A 17,359-nucleotide genomic window follows, 5' to 3' on the forward strand; every position below is an offset into this window, starting at 1 on the left:
GCCGATGGTCAGGATCGAATTTGAGCCATGGGAACCCGAAGAAACGATCGGGAAACTGTGGCACACCCTTGCCAGCCGCCTCGATGCACCTGAGGTGCATGTTGGAGCCGCGGTCGACCTCTCTGAGGTCGCGGGGCGGCTGGCAGTCCTCTTCCGGGGACTGGGGGGCAGTCCGGGCGTCGAATTGCGCCCGGTCTCTCCTGAAGTTTCGCGCCACCGTCTCGGCTGGCGCCGCCGTCTGGCGACCGAAACCGAACTGATGCCGCGCGCGTCGTTCGACGGGGAAGTACTGCGCTTGCCGGACCGGCTGGCCGTATTCCCCGCGCGCGAAGCAAACGGCGCGCTTTATGTCTGGCTGGCCGCAACTGCCGCCCATGCCGCAACAAGAATTGACGAAGACGATCCTCTGCGCGGCGACCTGCGCGCACTGGTCGCTGCCCGGCACATGGTCGAGGCGACATTGGAAAATGCCCCCGGTCTGCGCCCGCTGTACGCTGAACTCTGCAAGGGCGTTCTGTATCAACGGAACATACCCGGCCTGCCACCGCTCGAGGCGGCGGTCGAAGAGGTTGTCCGCAACATGCTGGGTGACCCCACGCCCCTGTCACCGCAAGCCCAAGAGCTTTTGGCACTGAGTGACGATCTCACCGCCCCGCGCGGCTATCAGCATTTCCGCCCGGTCCCGCTGTGGCCCGAGTTGCGCGCCGTCGGGTTTTCCGAACATAACGAGGTTGAAAACCCGGATACAGAAGGCCCACCCGAAGAATCCGGTGAAAAGACCCACCGCGCGCGGCGCCGAAAATCTGACCAGGCTTCGCGCAGCGACAGTTTCATCCTGCACAAGTTCGAAGCAATACTCAGTTGGGCCGAGTTTTTGAACATCAACCGTCGTATCGACGATGATGACCCCGACAACGCGAAGAAAGCGGCCGACGATCAGGAGGAGATCGGCCTCGGTCAGATCTCCAAGGCGCCGCCGACCAAGTTAAAACTCCACCTCGATCTCGCGCCAGAAGACGTGAACCGAGAACGCCTGTCAGGCCGCATCCTCTATCCTGAATGGGACGTGCGCACCGGTCAATACCTGCCCGACCACGTCAACGTTCTGCTGTCCGACGCCGATATCCGCGAGGATGCAGCCGAGTTCGGCAAGGACCCCGCCACGGCCCGCCGCATTCGTGCCGTCAAACGCCAGTTCGAAGCCCTGCGCCCCGGTCGGGTCATGACCAGAGGTCATCTGGACGGTGATCAACTCGACATCGAAGCCGCCGTGCGGGCTGCTACCGACCGTCTCGCAAGCGGGGAAAGCAACGAACGCGTCTGGATGCAATCCCGCCCCGAGGCCCGCGATCTGGCGGTGTCGATCTTGCTGGATGTCAGCCGCTCGACCGAAAGCGCCGTCGCCGGCCGCGCTGTGATCGACATAGAACGCGAGGCGCTGGCGGCGCTGGCCTGGGGCCTGAATGCCTGCGGCGACGATTTCGCCATCCACGCCTTCAGTTCGCTGAATCGCGAACGCGTATACGTTCAGCGTTGCAAACGATTTGACGAACCCATGGGGCCGAAGGTCGAGCAACGTATCGCTTCGCTGCGACCGGGGCACTACACCCGGCTCGGAGCCGCAATTCGCCACTGTTCTACCGATCTGGCCGCGCAATCTCGCAAGCGCCGCCTGCTTCTGGTCATCACCGATGGCAAACCCAACGACCTTGACCATTACGAGGGCCGCCACGGGATCGAGGATACCTGTATGGCCGTGCGCGAAGCCCGCCGTGCCGGTCATTCGGTCTTTGGCGTCACCATCGACAAGACCGGCAAAAGCTGGTTCCCGCGCATGTTCGGGCAGGGTGGCTTTGCCGTCATCCCGGACCCGCACCGGCTGACAATGGCCCTGCCGCAAATCTACCGACAACTGGTCGGCGCATGAGAGACACCACCCTGATCGACGAACTGCCCGGCGAATTGCTGATGTGGGTGCTGATCATCAGTGAACTGCTGGTGTTTGGGGCAGGGCTGATCGCCTTCATGGGCGTGCGTCTGACTGACCCCGCAGGATTTGCCGAAGCCCAGTCGCATCTTCACCGCACCGGAGCTGCATTGAACACCATCGTTCTTGTCACGTCTGGCTATCTGGCCGCACAGGCACTGCGCTGGCGGCGGGATGCCCGCCGGAATACCGCCCGATTGGCCCTGTTGGGTGCGTCCCTGCTGGGACTGGTTTTCCTTGTCATCAAAGGGGTGGAATATGCCGGCAAAGCAGCGCAGGGTATCAGCTACGAAACCCACCCGTTCTTTCTCTTCTATTATCTGCTGACCGGATTTCACGCCGCACATGTGCTGGCCGGAGCCTTCATCCTCCTGCTGGTCGCCTGGCGGGATGAACCCCGAAATGTCGAGGCAGGCGCCCAGTTCTGGCACATGGTCGACCTGGTTTGGATCATGCTGTTCCCGGTCATCTACCTGCTGGGATGAACATCATGGCCGCCTCTTCATCTTTTCCCAAATACTCCCGCCGGAGGCTCCCGAACCCGCTAACAAAGGCCTGGCTTGGACTACTGGCGCTCAGCCTGGCATCCGCGCTTCTGACCCTGCTGCCTGCGGCGCCTGCGACAATAGGGGGTGGAATCCTGCTTTTGGCTTTGCTCAAGGCGCGCCTCATCCTCGCGCGCTACCTCGACCTGACGGACAGCCCCGGCTGGCTACGAGGCTTTACGATGGTATTGACCGGGTTTTCAGTCACGGTTTTTGGCCTCTACCTGGTATGATAGAAAAAGCCGCCCGAAAGGGCCAGCCCATGCGATAAATGTTGAAGATTTCTGAGCCTTAGTTGGCTCAGAAACTTGCTCCGATAGAAGCGTCTTTCAAAACCCGATCTTTTTTCTAACTTGGAGCTTGATCAACAAATTCGTGATCGAAGAGTTTTTTTGCAATTACGGTTTTTGCTTCTGCCATTTTGGATAGATTTGGAACAATTAACTCCACGCCATTCCTACGGGACTTGTGTACCCAGTTAGCCTTGCTCATCGCCCCTAGAACGCTATCGATGTTTTCTCTTCGCTCTGGCGGTCTTCCTCTGAAAACAGCTGAAATTAATCGGCCTTTTCTCGATTGTAGGAACACCTTGTCGATAATCGAGACTAAATCCAAAAAGGCCTCCGGAGCGCCTTCCTGACGCAAACTATCGAAACTAACATCCTCGCAAACTTTCTTGTCGATGCTGTTATGTGAGCCGAGACTTTTGGTTACTACCTTGAAAAGGTACTCAGGCGCCATCAGAGTGTCGACTTGACAGCCCTGGAATACTGGTAAACGGTTCGGATTGTCGACTTCGATTGTGAGCGTTTCAATTGCACAGCAGTCTAAGGTGACATTGGAAAAATCTGCATCGCTATCAACGCGAAGGCTACCAACGTAAAGGTTCGAAAATAGCACTTCTTGTTGGACTTTAGCGTCATTCGCGAACGCAATTGAAAGTAGATCTGATGACATGTTTCGAGCGGCGTCTGAGTTGTTCTCCGAAAAGAACCTCAACGCTCCAGTGAGCAATGTATCAGCGTCTTGTCCGAGCAATTCGTATACCAGCCGGCACCCAAGATCACCAAGCGGATGAGCAACCCCATCACAAATCTGGCCATCGAACTCATATGGAATTTGTACGGCAGACAGTACATCTTCTGCACTGAGTGCATCCGCAAGATCAGTGTCCACAAAGAACCTGGAACCTCTTTCCAAGTCAGATGAATCTAAACCTGCGAGGCTGCCAGACATTCCAGGCAATCGCAGAATTGCTGTTACGCTCCGTTCTTCGGGCTCCACGCCCGTTACCTCCACAAAAGCTCGCCTACAATCCGAGAAACTTAAAGGGCCTCGCCTGTCGGTCTTTTTTCTGGCCAATGTTGCCATGCGACCAAAAATTCTTCGTAACTCCTTGGGCTCTAACGCGATATAGACCTGCCCAACTTCACGCTCACAGATTTTGTCGATTAGAAAATTCCATCCCAGTGCTGGGTCGAAACTCTCAGCCAATTGCCCATCTTGTCCGGAGAGCAACAAGTCGTTTTGCTTTACGTATGATATCAATAGGGGTTTCTTTGGAACCCAATCAGGCAGATCACCTTCCCACCCGTGATCAGAAATAAACCTGGATAAATCTTCATCATCCAAATCATGGAGTTCGAGAAGCAACCAATTGTCTCTGAGACCCAGCGCCGCATGTAGTTCCTGGTTGGTGTCGAAGTAGTTGTTTCTTCCTGCCAAAAGGATTCCACCTTCTGACGGTGTTTCTTCAATAAGTCTGCGCACCAAAGAGATTGCGGAGTTGCGCAAATCCTGTGCACGTTTTTTTGAGTTCGTGGCTATTCGCGGAGCCAGTTCATCAAATCCATCTAGTAATAAATATACTAGTCCCGAGCGCCATGCCTTTATCAATTTCTCTGGGTTTGTCATTCCAATGCTAGACGCATGGCGTCTCAAACATTCATCAGGGTCATATTGCTCGATGTGGTCCCGCAAATTTATATATACAGGAAATTGGGAATCGTTGCCTGATCGATAATCCTTTGAAAGGCGTTGAAAAATATCCCTCAACGCCATGCTCTTACCCGCTCCAAACTCGCCAACGATCAAAGCCCTAGTAGCTCTTTTTGCAAATCTCTTAGCGATACTCCCGGTGTGCGTATAATCCCCTGTTTTTAAGTCTAAAATTTTTGTTGGAGTATATTTCAACTCCTTGTCGAAGGAACCATCCGTTGGATGCCTTATGCTGCCGAAAGGTTTTTTGGGTCTTTCGATAAGGTATTCCTTTGCATCAACCATATTTGCGTAGAAGGATTCATATGTTCTGTGATTTACGGTTGTCCGGTAGCTATGAAGAATGGCTCCTTGCTCACCCGTAGGTTCAAAACGCGTTACGTACCATCCTGTAACTCCCTTTTCTGGGTGAAGCCCACGCAGCCTTCGCACGTGTTCGTCGAGCTTTTTGCATGCCTCAAGAGTGTGTTTGGCAGTTTTGGAAACGGTAACTTCCAAACAGTAGATCATATGATCATTTTCAAGAACGCCGTCCCGTTCTTTACCGTCAATTGTGATTGGACCAGAGTACCCCTTTGTTCCCCAGCATTCGGTAGCGATTTTTCTCACGAACGACTCGAATTCGTAATTGTCTGAAAAATTGAACTTCATTTTTTTCTCTATTTTTTAGTTTCTTATTCTTTTGCAGCCGCCATGGCATTAGGCTGACGTTGCTTCATCGGCGCTGCTCAATTCTGTAGCCAGGGCCTCGGCCTGTCTAAGGACTGTCTTCACGGCTTCTGTTGTGAGATCCGGCGGATACCCATGTCTTTGAAGGATCCTCTTTACAGCCACTCGCATTTTTGCCCGTACGTTCTCTCTGCGCCACCAGTCAGTTCCAGAATTGCTTCTGACAGTTTTAACGAGTTCGGTTGCAATCACCTGCAACTCTTCGTTCGACATGATTTCGACTGCGCTCTCGTTTCTTGCTAACGCGTCGTAGAATGCCCTTTCTTGACCGCTCAGCCCATCGTCGGGCTGGTCTTGCAAATCTCTGGCAATCTGAATGAGCTCTTGCAATATCTGAAGCGCGTCAACGCTACGATTGTGGTAACGTGCGATGGCCTGCTCTAGCCGTGTAGAGAACTCCTCTTTCTTCACGATATTGCTGCGTGTTTTTGCAGATATCTGACCGTTCAGCAGTTTTTTCAAAGCCTCAACTGCTAGGTTCTTGTGCTGAGCGTTCTGAATTTCCAGCATAAACTCTTCTGATAGGACGCTGATGTCCGGCCGATCAAAACCACAAGCTTCAAGAATATCGACCACTTCTGTAGATGCGACCGCGCTATTCAAAAGTTGTTGGACAGCAAGATCTGTAGTGGCCGATTTCGCCTTCTTTGAACCTACATCGAGTTTTTCCAGCCCAGCCCGGACGGCCATGAAGAACGCAATCTCTTCAGCATGGCTCTTGGCCTCAGTACTGCCTGCCGCGAGCTTGAAGGCGCGAACCAGGGCGGCCATCGCATCTTGAAAGCGCTTTACGCCTTTCTGCGTGTCGTTAGAGGTGTCCGAAGCCTTCAGTATGTGCTCGATGGCCGATGGTAGCACGGACAATCGCTTTTTCGGTGTACTGCCAATCGCTACTGAATAATCAAAACCGTGGAACTGCTGTCGAACAACATCTAGGCAATCCAGAAAGGCAGAAACGGCTGCACCTTCATCGATACCAGTTTGAGCTTGGTCAGATTGGGAATAGTGCGCCAAGGCGTTCTTTAGTTCCGCAGCAATTCCGATGTAGTCGACAACCAGCCCTGCTGGTTTGCCTTGAAACACTCGGTTTACCCTTGCAATGGCCTGCATCAAGCCATGGCCCCTCATTGGCTTATCTACGTACAGTGTGTGCATACAGGGGGCATCAAAACCGGTCAGCCACATGTCACGAACAATGACGAGCTTTAAGGGGTCATCCAGAGACTTGTAGCGGTTCCTGATCGCCTCTTGGCGATTCTTCGACCTTATGTGTGGCTGCATGTCTGCTGGATCGCTAGCGTTTCCGGTCATTATGACTTTGACAGCGCCAGTATCGTCCGTTTCACCATGCCAATCCGGCCGAGCTGAGACGATCCTATTGTAGACATCCACACAAATCCGTCTGCTCATGCAAACGATCATTGCTTTGCCATCGATGGCTTCAATCCGAGCATCGAAGTGCTCCAGAATGTCAGCTACTACTGCATCCAACCGATTGTCAGCGCCCACAAGAGCTTCGACCTGGGACCATTTTCGCGCAACAGAGTTAGCTTCGTCGTCTTCGAGCCCTTCAGTTGCCTCATCGAACTCTTCGTCTATCTGGCAAGCAATGTCGTCATCCAACTCGATTTTCGCGACCCGAGCCTCGTAGTAGATGGGGACTGTGGCTCCGTCTTCTACAGCTTGCGCGATATCATACACATCGATGTAGTCGCCAAATACGCCCCGTGTGTTTGCGCCAATAAGTTCTACTGGGGTCCCTGTGAACGCAACATACACAGCGTTTGGAAGAGCTTTCCTTAGTTGATGCGCCAAACCGAACTTGATCTCACCCTCTTTAGTGAGCTTTGCATCAAACCCGTACTGTGTACGGTGGGCTTCGTCTGCCAAAACGATCACATTTGAACGTGAGGTAATCTCAGGAAACTCCCCGCCTCCAGAAGGGCGGAATTTCTGAATGGTCGAGAACACAACCCCACCGACCTCCCGGTCAAGCCTTTCTCGCAGGTCCTCAATGCTTTCAGCCTGTACCGGATCTTCGCCAAGAAGGTCTTTGCAGCGCCCAAAGGTGGCGAATAGCTGGTTGTCGAGATCGTTTCTGTCTGTGAGCACGAGAAGCGTTGGGTTCTCCAAACCCGGATGATGCATCACTCGGCCGGCTAGGAAGGTCATTAGAAGTGATTTGCCTGATCCTTGCGTGTGCCAGATGACACCCGCCTTACCATCGCCCGCTCGAGCCGTCTGGACCGTATCCATGGCCTTTTTGACGGCATGGTATTGATGATAGCCAGCAATCTTTTTGGTCGGGCCCTTTCCCTCATCTTCGAAGACAACATACCATCGGAGCATGTCTAACAGGGTCGTGCGGCTCAACAGACCCCGGGCTAGCGTTGTAATCGCCAACTGGGAGTGTGGCGGGATCAGCGTTTGCCCATCAATTGTGCGCCACGCCATGAACCGGTCCAAGCCAGCCGACAGGGAGCCATATCGCGCATTGAAACCATCGCTGACGACATTCAGTAGGGACGTACGGAACAAGTCGGGGATGTCGGACTTGTAGGTTTGGATTTGGTTGAATGCCGCCTCGATATCGGCACCTTCAGTGCCCTTTAGCTCGAGGATCACGAGCGGCATACCGTTCAAGAAGATCACGATATCGGGTCGCCGGACTGATACACCAACCACATCGACCTGGTTGATGGCTCTCCAGTCGTTGAGTTCATCGCCCCAATCAACCAATTTCACAACGGCATTTCGCTCTTCGCCTTCTGCGAAGTAGGTGATTTTGATCCCGTCTACTAAAAGTCTGTGCAGCCGCCTGTTTTCTTGAATGAGGTCGGTTGTGAACACGGCATCCAGAACACGTTTGGAGGCTTCTTTGATAGCAGGCGACGGCAGCTCTGGGTTGATGCGCCTCAGGCTTTCTACGAGGACAGGCGTAAGTATCGTTTCCCGATTGCTTGAACGCAGGGAGGGTTTGACGTCCGGACTGAGCTGCGCGCCATGCATCAGGTAAAAGCCCAGATCTCCGAGCTCTTCCATTAAAACGTCTTCTAGATCAGCTTCGCTCAAGAACGCCATTATTTACTATCGCTCCGATTTCTGAACGCTACGCTGAGGTCCGCAATTGTTCTGCTAAGCGCTTGCTCCAGTTTACTTATGTACTCCGAATGCCACTTCACATACGCAGGCCATTCTTCCCTGTGGTAACCTTCGCACGGTAACGCAAAATACAGGCGCGACTCCTTGTAATTGTCGAGTCTCAACCAAACCAACTCATCTCCAAAAACGGTTTCCAAATCCTCTTTATTCTTGAGTAGTTCGTCAAACAGCCACTTATTCTCGGCCTTGTTTGAACGCGCAAATGCAAACTCAACGCGGATCTCTTTTTTCAAAAATATCAGTCTGTACGGACAGGCAGCCAAACCAGATCCTGCGCTTAGCCAGTGATCCTCTGACGGGCTGATGTTTTGATAGAGGGAAACGCCATCTTCGCGCATCTTTTCTAGCGCCATCGCCCAATAGTCTTTGCGCAACTTGTGGCTCTTTCGCCTTGTGCCTTGAGCCGTCCGGGCTTCCGTTTCTTTTTCCGCCATTCCAATCATGAAATCAGCGGCTTCCGGTGTGGGTATCACGGGTTGAATGTCGACAAAAAGCTCTTCTGCAAAAACGTAGGGGACAACTTTGAAACAGCGAGCATCAACGCCATGCTCTCTCAACCACAGAACTGTTGCCGTAACTTCCTTACGGAAATTGGCGGCAATGAAGAAGAGTCGCTGATCGTTTCCAGGGTTAAGAACAATCTCGTCGAGTTCTTCAACCTCCAAAAACTCACAGATACCTTGAAGGGCGTTGCCACCACCGCAGAACCGATCAAGATACTTTTGATAAATGTCAACAATTTGCGCCTTGGTAAGGCTGGAAACATAAGCCGTGTACTTCAGCGCTTGCCAAGTTACATCTCGCCCAGAGTCATCGAGTTTGTTTTCTATGACAACAAGTTGTCCATCTTTGTCCAATGCAAGCAAGTCCAATCGCTCGCGAGTACCGGCGAAGCCGTCGAATTCCTTCTGAATAATCAATAGATCTTCGCCGAGCGCATCCGGTTGATTTGCGAGCCATTCTTGCAGATGCTCGCGTTCGCGTAGATTCATTTCGGTAAAGCCCTTACGCGACAAACGGGACAGTCGGTTTTGGTTCAAATCAATGCGAAACAATAAGGTCCTCACTTACGTCAGTGGCGTCAAAGTATGCGATGCCGTTTAAGTTCTCAGTTTCCAAAAAAGATTGCATCTCAAATGGGTTCCTGGCTAGTTCAAGCCAATCAGGGTCCCGATCATGCACTCGTATCTCTTGCGTGTCGTCGAGCATGGTTAGACCGCTCACCAAGCCGCACCCCTGACCAATTTGGAAAAGCTCGTGCAAGGGGATCATCCCCCCGTGCAGATTACTCAGATACCGCGATTTTTTGCTCTGCACGAACCGTGCCGAACTTACGCTACATCCCCAAAAGCTTGGTGCCTTGAAGCCAGGATATGGGGTAAGAAACAGGCTCCGATCTCTAACAAATTCGTGGTTGTAGAAAACATAAATTGGATTGTTTGGGCCAGCGCGACTAATCAATGTTTGCGCTTGGTTTTTTGAAAGGTCATGGCCGTCATAGCGCCCAGGAAGCAGGTTGTTTCGCTTGTCATGCCGCCTGTAAAGTTTCTTCGCTTGAACACGAAAACCTATTCTGCATGATCCATGCTTAAAGAACCAAACCCAGTCAGCTCCGGTCTCCTTTTCTCGCGCACGTGTGTATAGCCTTGTACGGAAGCCATGAGAACTCAGGTCTCTTGCCATTTGTAGCAGCATACATTCGGTAATCGTTTCTTCTTGAAGGTTTAAACCTTGTTCGTAGGCGTTGTTTTGTTCTCGCCAAACTACACCTGCCAGTGCACGCATGTATTTCTGCAACCCCATATTATGCAGAGGAGGTTTTCCGGGCCAAAATCTCAAACCAAAGCCTCAATTTTTTTGTTGGCTGCACTAACACACAATTCACCGGACATCAGGCACGGCAGGAGAGTGTCGCGGAGAATGGCAAGCGTTTGGTTTTCATGCTTAGACGCTTCAATCTTTGACATGATTGGTGAGACCGCAGTTGCAAATTTTTTACGTATCTCGCGGGGTGAAACTACGAGTTTCTGTTGAGCAACCACATCTGGCCTTACAGCCGGGTAGGCACCACCATCGGCCAAATTTGCCAATGCTTGAATTGCTTCCGGCGCTGTCGCTGCGAGATAGACTAGCTCAGCATCATCTGCATGTTTTGGCCGCAATACTGCGAAGCCAGTGCTACCCGTCAGACCGTCCACACTAATAAATGAATAGGAGCCATTCCCAGGTCGGACGGTCCCAACAATTGTGTCTCCGGATCGCAGCAACATTCTCGCGCGAGACGGCGCTTCGACCCACGAGAAATTGGTTGTGGAATCAATTAATCCCCATTTTGTGTTCGATAGGTCCACGTAGTTAATGGCGTCAGGATGGCGCTTCTTTGTGTGTTTTTCAGGGTTAAGGTCAGCTATGACGGCTACGACGCCGGCCTCCCACCCCATCGGCAACCCACATTCTCCAAAGCGGTTCGGAAACAGAGCCGCCGTTTCTGCATCCATATGAGCAGGCTCGCGCCCTTCAACCTTGGCCCAAACGGGGTCGAAGTCGACGAACCACGACCGATAGAGCGCCCGCGCCATCTCTTCCAGGGTTGCAGCCGTCTTGCGGTTTAGTTCGATTTTGTCGTCTAGAGCTCCGAGAATCGCGGCGATATCTCGCTGTTCGTGAATGGCCGGCAGGGTTATTTCGAAAGCGGTTCTTTGATCTGTGAGCGACACATAGGGCGCCATGTCTGTTTGGCCGGCAGACCAAGAAATCTGGTTCAGCATCTCTCTTGACCGCATAGCGAAGTATAACCAGCGCGGATGAATCAACTCACTATCCAAACTGCGCCAGAAACAGAGTTGAGGAGAGTAGATGAACTCTGGATCACCTTCTTTTACAAAGGCTAGCCGTCCTATTGTTCCCTTTGTTGTCATGACTACGTCGCCAACCATTGAGCGCTTGCGACCAGCCTTTCCAACGCTTTCAAATCCAAGCAGATCAGTCCCATCTGTGTTTACGCGACCTACAACATCACCTGCTCTTACAAACGGTATGCCCTTTTCTGCCATTTCAGAGTTTTTCGCGCGGTAGCCATCCCCAATTTCAAGAACGCCTCTAGAAATCAATTCGGCCGTTTTGAATTTGGTCCAAGTCATTTTAACGCCGCCAATCGTTCCTTTATCTCATTCTCAAGGCGGCTTCCCTCGTCGAATTGGCTGTGCAGTAAACTCGTCAAGCGGTCGAATTTCTCCTCAAAGGGTTCATCATCCTCCTCCTCGGCACCAGCTCCCACATATCGACCAGGCGTCAGAACGAAATTATGTTTTGCGATTTCATCCATTGAGGCCGACTTACAGAACCCCGCAACATCGTCGTACTCCCCGGCATCCGGCTCACCGCGCCACGCGTGATAGGCGGTAGCAATTCGTGCCATCTCCTCTTCCGACAGTTCCTTCTGTTTCCGGCTGCCTTCAACCAGCGCACCCATCGTCCTCGCATCGATGAAGAGTATTTCCCCTCGTCGGTCTCTGAGGGTCGCTTCCTTGGCGATGCCATTCGATTTGTCTTTTGCGAGGATCCAGAGGCAGGCGGGAATCTGCGTCCCGTAAAAGAGCTGCCCAGGTAGAGCCACCATTGCATCAACTGCATCAGCCTCAACCAAGGCGCGTCGGATATCGCCTTCGCCACTTTGCATGGACGACATCGATCCATTCGCCATGACAACACCACCAATGCCTGTGGAGGACAGGCGAGCATATATGTGCTGGATCCAGGCGAAGTTTGCATTTCCAACGGGCGGCGTTCCGTACGTCCAGCGGCCATCCTCTCTCAACAGGTCACCCGACCAGTCCACGATGTTGAACGGAGGATTGGCCAAGATGTAGTCAAAGCGTTCATCCGCGAACTCATCGCGAAGCAACGTGCCCTCAGAGTTCCAGCGTAGATCGCCGAAGATGCCGCGGATCGCCAGGTTCATCCGCGCCAAGCTAAAAGTCGTATGATTTCGTTCCTGGCCGTAGATTGCGACATCCGACTTCTGGCCTTGGTGCGCTTCAATGAACTTCTCTGACTGAACGAAGAAACCACCCGTGCCGCAACACGGATCGTAGACACGCCCCTTAGTGGGTTCGATCATCTCGATAAGCGTGTTGACGACGGACTTGGGTGTGTAGAACTCTCCACCTCGTTTGCCCTCGGAGGAGGCGAATTCACCAATACAGTACTCATAGATGCGGCCGATCAAATCAAAATCGGCAGAAGTTCCGTCGAGCTTCAAGTTTGTAAAAAGATCGATGAGACCGGAAAGGATCAGTTTGTCGAGCGTATCGCGCCCGAATACTTTAGGAAGAGCTCCCTTAAGGCTTTCATTCTCGGTTTCGATGTCGCGCATTGCCTGATCCAGCATTATGCCGATCTCAGGGTTCTTCGAATTCTTGGAAAGGTAAGACCAGCGAGCTTTTTCTGGAACCCAGAAGATATTCTCGGCCAGATACTCGTCCCGATCTTCCGGGTCGCTGTACTCGTCTGCTGAAAGCTTCTCGTGCAAGCGCTCGAAAGAAACGGACACGTAGCGCAGAAACAGCAGCCCCAGAACGATATGTTTGTACTCGCCTGCATCCATTGCCCCGCGCATTTTGTTAGCGGACGCGAAGACGGTCTTTTCAATACTCATTGCGTTCCCTCGTTGACGACTAACAGTCTCACTTCACATAGGGGCTATTGAAGCTCCTTGGTTGGCCGCTGCCGCCACATATTATTGATTTTATGCCAGAACTTACTACTGAATCGCCGACACTGCTCTGAATCAAACGTAAAGACTCAGAGAACACAACATCTAGTTGTATGACAAAAGGTCTCTCGGGTAGATTTTGCCTTTCGTCAATCCGAGCCGCATAGCCGGTGTCTGATTATCGTTTTCAGGAGGCGCGAGCATGTAGTTGTAGTAAAATCTGAGGATAGCGGCCATCTTGGGGACCATCTCAGGATTGTAGTAAGAGTATGCGTGCCAAATTCTCTGTTGGTTGGACGCAGTTGGAATCCCGCGCTCAAAACCAGCGACGCGCCTGCGTGCAAAATTGAAATAGGAGTCGACTGGGTGAAGTGATGCCAACGAAAGCATTTGGCCCAAGTCGACCCATCTCATTCTGTCCGCTAGGGTTGCCCACCTAACAATCTTTAAAGGTTCAGCTTTCGTGTGGAATGGCCACATCACGCCTTCCCGATTAAAGGCTTGAATGCGCTCCTCCGACGTCTTTGACTCGAGCATATTGTTTAGTTGAATTGCCATGCCGGCTTGCATATCCGTTAGCTCTGGATACTTTGCCTGCACTAATGGGATCAAGCTACGATAACCTGCTTCCATGTACCGGAACATGCGCCGCCCTTCGTTAACATATCTCAGGCGTTCGTCATTTGTCAGACCCTTCACGAATCTAATCTCAAACACGTTTACGCGTTCTGATTTGACAAGATCTACATTCAACGCGCAAATCGCTGCCGCGAGGCCTGACTCCGCATCCAAACAGTAGTTGGCAACATTGAATTGCTGTCCGATCAGCTTTTTCACTAGCATCATATGTGCGTATTGAAAGGCATCACCTCGCACTCTGGTTCCGTGGCCCGGCAGCTTCAATTCTCCACCAACTGCGAGATCATCAATGGAGTGGCCTGGAGGCATTTGCCTTGCCAGTGATTGTGAGTACTCCTTATACGACCAGAGCCTAGCGTGTTTGCGCATGGAGCGGTTGATTTCAAAGTCTCCGCATTGCTCCATTGCCTCTTGCAAGTCCCTCGGGTCGACAGCGGGGTCATAGTCAACTGTCGACGCCACTACGAACTGGGAGTATTTGTGCACCGTCGCCATGTGCAGCAGAGGGATGGTGCCTCGGCGCTTTTTGACCGGCCAATTGACGAGAATTGTTTGGATGTCTGTTGCGAAATAGGGATCTTGATCCTCAAAACAGAGATGCAGGTAGTTCTCCCGATCTCTCGCAAAAGCAGTGACTTGACGATACAAGAAGTCAATCTTGCCGTGGACCTGCTTTAAGCTGACGTCGTGCATCTCGCAAATCCGGCTAAGCGGTACTTTGTTTACAAGACATCGTAGGATCGAGGCTGTATCGCTCGTCTGTTTGTGGCGTCTGGTGGGTGATCCAACAGACACAGTTTTCTTGCAGCTCTTGCAACGATAGCGTGGATCCCCCTTGGCAGTTTTTCCAAACTTCTGATACCGGCTTGGCATCAAGCTCATGGAGGCTGCGAAATTATCGCAACGTGGATTTGAGCAATGTACTTGATTTGTTCGCCTGGCTAGCTGTCTCAGACGTGCGTACTCTTCCATCACTGCTTGGTTCGACTTTACAATGCTGGATCTGTTGCAGGCAGGGCAGATGTACGTTCGGTCTTCGCCGGCGCCTGAGATTTTCCCCCTTGCTTGCCCTAGACCCGGTCTTCCTCGTCCATCCAATGGGTCTGGAAAGATGCCAAATCTCTCGCATGTACTGTTTCGACAGAAGTTAATTGAGAATCCACCGGGGGTGGAGGGAAGCCTTCTCCGCACAACTCTCGACGATTTCTTCGGGGACACTTTACTGTCAGGAGTCGTGGGATTTGGCATAGAAACCCTGCAACATTAAACGAAACCCCGCCAGCATACTGACGGGGTTTTGAATTATCAACATTTATGGCAGGGGCTGGCCCGAAAGGGCGGCCATTTTATACAATTTTCAAGCCGGTATCACTGCGCGGCCATCGGCCGCCGGGCAATCTGACAGCGTTGCCACAGCGCGGACAGTGCGCCGACAAGATGATCGATATCTGCGTCAGTATGGACGGGCGACGGCGTGATCCGAAGACGCTCGGTGCCTTTGGGAACGGTCGGATAGTTGATCGGCTGGATATAAATGCCGAATTCTTCCAACAGCGTGTCCGAAATGAATTTGCATTTCACCGGATCACCCACCATCACCGGAATGATGTGACTGGGGTTGGGAAGATGCGGGATGCCTTCGGCATCCAGTCTGGCCCGGACCTGTTCCACACGGGCCTTCTGCAAACCGCGCTCGGCGTTCGACTGTTTCAGATGCCGAATTGATGCCGCTGCCCCGGCTGCAATCGCCGGCGGCAGGGCGGTCGTAAAGATGAATCCACTGGCGAAGCTGCGCACGAAATCGCATAAGGCGACCGACGCTGCGATATAACCGCCCACTACTCCGAACGCTTTGCCAAGCGTGCCTTCGATGACGGTCAGGCGGTCCATCAGCCCTTCACGTTCGGCGATGCCGCCGCCACGTGGACCATAGAGGCCAACGGCGTGAACTTCATCCAGGTAAGTCATCGCCCCGTACTTGTCGGCCAGGTCGCAGATCTCTTTGATCGGGGCGATATCCCCGTCCATTGAGTAAACGGATTCAAAGGCGATCATCTTGGGCGCATCGGGGTCAGCGGCGGCCAGTTTGGCCTCGAGATCGGCAAGGTCGTTGTGTTGCCAGATCACCTTTTGCGCCCGTGAGTGGCGAATGCCCTCGATCATCGAGGCATGATTCAGCGCGTCGGAGAACACGATCAGACCAGGAATTTTCGCCGCAAGTGTACCAAGCGCGGCCCAGTTCGAAACGTAACCGGACGTAAACAGCAGCGCGGCTTCTTTCCCGTGCAGGTCAGCCAGTTCCGCCTCGAGCAACACATGATCGTGGGTTGTGCCGGAAATGTTGCGCGTTCCACCCGCACCTGCGCCGCAGCGATTCAACGCATTTTGCATCGCGTTGATCACATCCGGATGCTGACCCATGCCCAGATAGTCGTTCGAGCACCAGATCCGCACATCGCGCTGGATATCGCCATCGGTTTGCCGCGCATTTGGAAAAGCGCCGCGGTGGCGTTGCAAATCGATGAAAACCCTGTAGTTTCCCTCATCCCGCAATGCGTCGAGGCTTTGACTAAAAAATCGCTCGTAGTCCATGGTGTGTGCTCCCCGGATTGCTGGCTTTGCAGCGAGGTTAATCGCTGCGGCCGAGGCGTGACATGACAATAGTCAAGTTGGTGGGCGGGAAAGGGCTGGTGCCTGGGCGATGGCTTTGGCATAGCCATAAAGCAAGGAAAATACCGGTCGGAGACCCGGCCTGAAAAAGGGGAATATTCGTGGCCCATGAAGCCGAAAAGGCAGTTGCCCGGCAGTCTTTGCTGCTCAGGAGCTTGCCAGAGCAACATGTAGATACGTTACTGAGCCAAGCCATCTGGCGCGAATACGACCGTGGGGAAACCATCTTTCTGCAGGAAGAGACGGCTCAGGCCGTTCACGTGGTTCTGGCTGGGTGGATCAAACTGTTCCGGATGTCTCCGTCCGGTGCCGAGGCAGTGGTCAGCGTTTTCACCAAGGGCGAAAGCTTTGGCGAGGCGGTGGCGTTGCGCAATATGCCCTATCCGGTCTCTGCCGAGGCCGTGTCGCGTTGTCAGGTGATGCATATCCCGATCCCTGTGCTGATATCTCTGATGAAGGAAGACCCCGAAATCGGTATCTCGATACTGGCGGCAACATTTACGCACCTGCATTCACTGGTGGCGCAGTTGGAGCAACTGAAGGCGCAAACCGGGGCACAGAGGGTGGCAAAATTCCTGCTGGGTCTTTGCGATCGCGACAGCGGTGCCTGCGAGGTGGTGCTGCCCTATGACAAGATGCTGATCGCCGGACGCCTTGGAATGAAGCCCGAAAGCCTGAGCCGCGCATTTTCGCGCCTCAAGGCAACCGGAGTCGTCATCGATCGCAACCACGCGCGGATTTCAGATGTCACTTCTCTTCTGGAATATGCTGAAAGCGACCCGATGGACAAATGACCGGACTGTCCTGTCACTTCGCTGATTAAGCCTGAACTTTGTCTTCTCATCATGCAAGTTTCTTACATGGCTTCGACCCGTTTTGAGCCGGGGCCCTGTGCACAAGTTCCATTCCGGAATA

12 protein-coding genes are annotated in these 17,359 nt (G+C 52.9%); 4 read left to right on the top strand and 8 right to left on the bottom strand.

The features are described 5' to 3' along the window. Positions 1 to 4: 4 nt before the first annotated feature. The 3 genes from ACR0MI_RS19000 to ACR0MI_RS19010 are packed head-to-tail and all read left to right on the top strand — an operon-like array spanning position 5 to position 2,765. A complete protein-coding gene (locus tag ACR0MI_RS19000; protein ID WP_170817029.1) occupies positions 5 to 1,927 on the top strand; it encodes a VWA domain-containing protein in 1,923 nt (640 codons plus the stop codon). Next, positions 1,924 to 2,472 (top strand): cytochrome c oxidase subunit 3, encoded by a 549-nt coding sequence (locus ACR0MI_RS19005; protein ID WP_170817030.1) that lies wholly within the window; start codon positions 1,924 to 1,926, stop codon positions 2,470 to 2,472. Before ACR0MI_RS19000 ends, ACR0MI_RS19005 begins: the two co-directional genes overlap by 4 nt. Positions 2,473 to 2,477: 5 nt before the next feature. Beyond that, positions 2,478 to 2,765, top strand: a complete 288-nt coding sequence (locus ACR0MI_RS19010) for a cytochrome C oxidase subunit IV family protein (protein ID WP_170613988.1) — start codon at positions 2,478 to 2,480, stop codon at positions 2,763 to 2,765. A gap of 115 nt (positions 2,766 to 2,880) precedes the next feature. Here the strand turns inward: ACR0MI_RS19010 and ACR0MI_RS19015 are convergent, their stop codons facing one another. From ACR0MI_RS19015 to hemA, 8 genes are all read right to left on the bottom strand, one after another. Next, positions 2,881 to 5,181: an NACHT domain-containing protein gene (locus ACR0MI_RS19015; RefSeq protein WP_480855206.1), complete on the bottom strand. Its 2,301-nt coding sequence runs from the start codon at positions 5,179 to 5,181 to the stop codon at positions 2,881 to 2,883. Positions 5,182 to 5,229: 48 nt separating this feature from the next. After that, positions 5,230 to 8,340, bottom strand: a complete 3,111-nt coding sequence (locus ACR0MI_RS19020; protein WP_480855207.1) for a type I restriction endonuclease subunit R — start codon at positions 8,338 to 8,340, stop codon at positions 5,230 to 5,232. Continuing rightward, complete coding sequence (locus tag ACR0MI_RS19025) at positions 8,340 to 9,413, bottom strand: DUF4268 domain-containing protein (protein WP_480855209.1); 1,074 nt, start codon at positions 9,411 to 9,413, stop codon at positions 8,340 to 8,342. The genes ACR0MI_RS19020 and ACR0MI_RS19025 overlap by 1 nt, the downstream gene beginning before the upstream one ends. Positions 9,414 to 9,462: 49 nt before the next feature. After that, the gene (locus ACR0MI_RS19030) at positions 9,463 to 10,206 is read right to left on the bottom strand and encodes a DUF6615 family protein (protein ID WP_480855211.1); all 744 of its coding nucleotides are present in this window, start codon (positions 10,204 to 10,206) and stop codon (positions 9,463 to 9,465) included. A 50-nt stretch (positions 10,207 to 10,256) separates the two neighbouring features. Further along, positions 10,257 to 11,561: a restriction endonuclease subunit S gene (locus tag ACR0MI_RS19035; protein ID WP_480855213.1), complete on the bottom strand. Its 1,305-nt coding sequence runs from the start codon at positions 11,559 to 11,561 to the stop codon at positions 10,257 to 10,259. Further along, positions 11,558 to 13,078, bottom strand: coding sequence for a type I restriction-modification system subunit M (locus ACR0MI_RS19040; RefSeq protein WP_480855215.1), 1,521 nt, complete (start codon positions 13,076 to 13,078; stop codon positions 11,558 to 11,560). The genes ACR0MI_RS19035 and ACR0MI_RS19040 overlap by 4 nt, the downstream gene beginning before the upstream one ends. Before the next feature lie 162 nt (positions 13,079 to 13,240). Continuing rightward, entirely contained in the window at positions 13,241 to 14,467 is a 1,227-nt protein-coding gene (locus ACR0MI_RS19045) for a hypothetical protein (RefSeq protein WP_480855217.1), read from the bottom strand. A 675-nt stretch (positions 14,468 to 15,142) separates the two neighbouring features. Next, on the bottom strand, positions 15,143 to 16,366 hold the full coding sequence (gene hemA, locus ACR0MI_RS19050) for a 5-aminolevulinate synthase (RefSeq protein WP_170613975.1): 1,224 nt from the start codon (positions 16,364 to 16,366) through the stop codon (positions 15,143 to 15,145). A gap of 179 nt (positions 16,367 to 16,545) precedes the next feature. On the opposite strand from hemA, the gene ACR0MI_RS19055 reads away from it, so the two are divergent. Continuing rightward, positions 16,546 to 17,238 carry a Crp/Fnr family transcriptional regulator gene (locus ACR0MI_RS19055; RefSeq protein WP_170613974.1) on the top strand — a complete coding sequence of 231 codons (693 nt, stop codon included), beginning with the start codon at positions 16,546 to 16,548 and terminating at the stop codon, positions 17,236 to 17,238. Positions 17,239 to 17,359: the final 121 nt, after the last annotated feature.

Source organism: Ruegeria sp. D4, from assembly GCF_056534475.1.

Coding starts and splice junctions, on each gene's coding strand:
- ACR0MI_RS19000 (WP_170817029.1), top strand. CDS start 5: ATGGTCAGGATCGAATTTGAGCCATGGGAACCCGAAGAAACGATCGGG.
- ACR0MI_RS19005 (WP_170817030.1), top strand. CDS start 1,924: ATGAGAGACACCACCCTGATCGACGAACTGCCCGGCGAATTGCTGATG.
- ACR0MI_RS19010 (WP_170613988.1), top strand. CDS start 2,478: ATGGCCGCCTCTTCATCTTTTCCCAAATACTCCCGCCGGAGGCTCCCG.
- ACR0MI_RS19015 (WP_480855206.1), bottom strand. CDS start 5,181: ATGAAGTTCAATTTTTCAGACAATTACGAATTCGAGTCGTTCGTGAGA.
- ACR0MI_RS19020 (WP_480855207.1), bottom strand. CDS start 8,340: ATGGCGTTCTTGAGCGAAGCTGATCTAGAAGACGTTTTAATGGAAGAG.
- ACR0MI_RS19025 (WP_480855209.1), bottom strand. CDS start 9,413: ATGAATCTACGCGAACGCGAGCATCTGCAAGAATGGCTCGCAAATCAA.
- ACR0MI_RS19030 (WP_480855211.1), bottom strand. CDS start 10,206: ATGCGTGCACTGGCAGGTGTAGTTTGGCGAGAACAAAACAACGCCTAC.
- ACR0MI_RS19035 (WP_480855213.1), bottom strand. CDS start 11,561: ATGACTTGGACCAAATTCAAAACGGCCGAATTGATTTCTAGAGGCGTT.
- ACR0MI_RS19040 (WP_480855215.1), bottom strand. CDS start 13,078: ATGAGTATTGAAAAGACCGTCTTCGCGTCCGCTAACAAAATGCGCGGG.
- ACR0MI_RS19045 (WP_480855217.1), bottom strand. CDS start 14,467: ATGCACGACGTCAGCTTAAAGCAGGTCCACGGCAAGATTGACTTCTTG.
- hemA (WP_170613975.1), bottom strand. CDS start 16,366: ATGGACTACGAGCGATTTTTTAGTCAAAGCCTCGACGCATTGCGGGAT.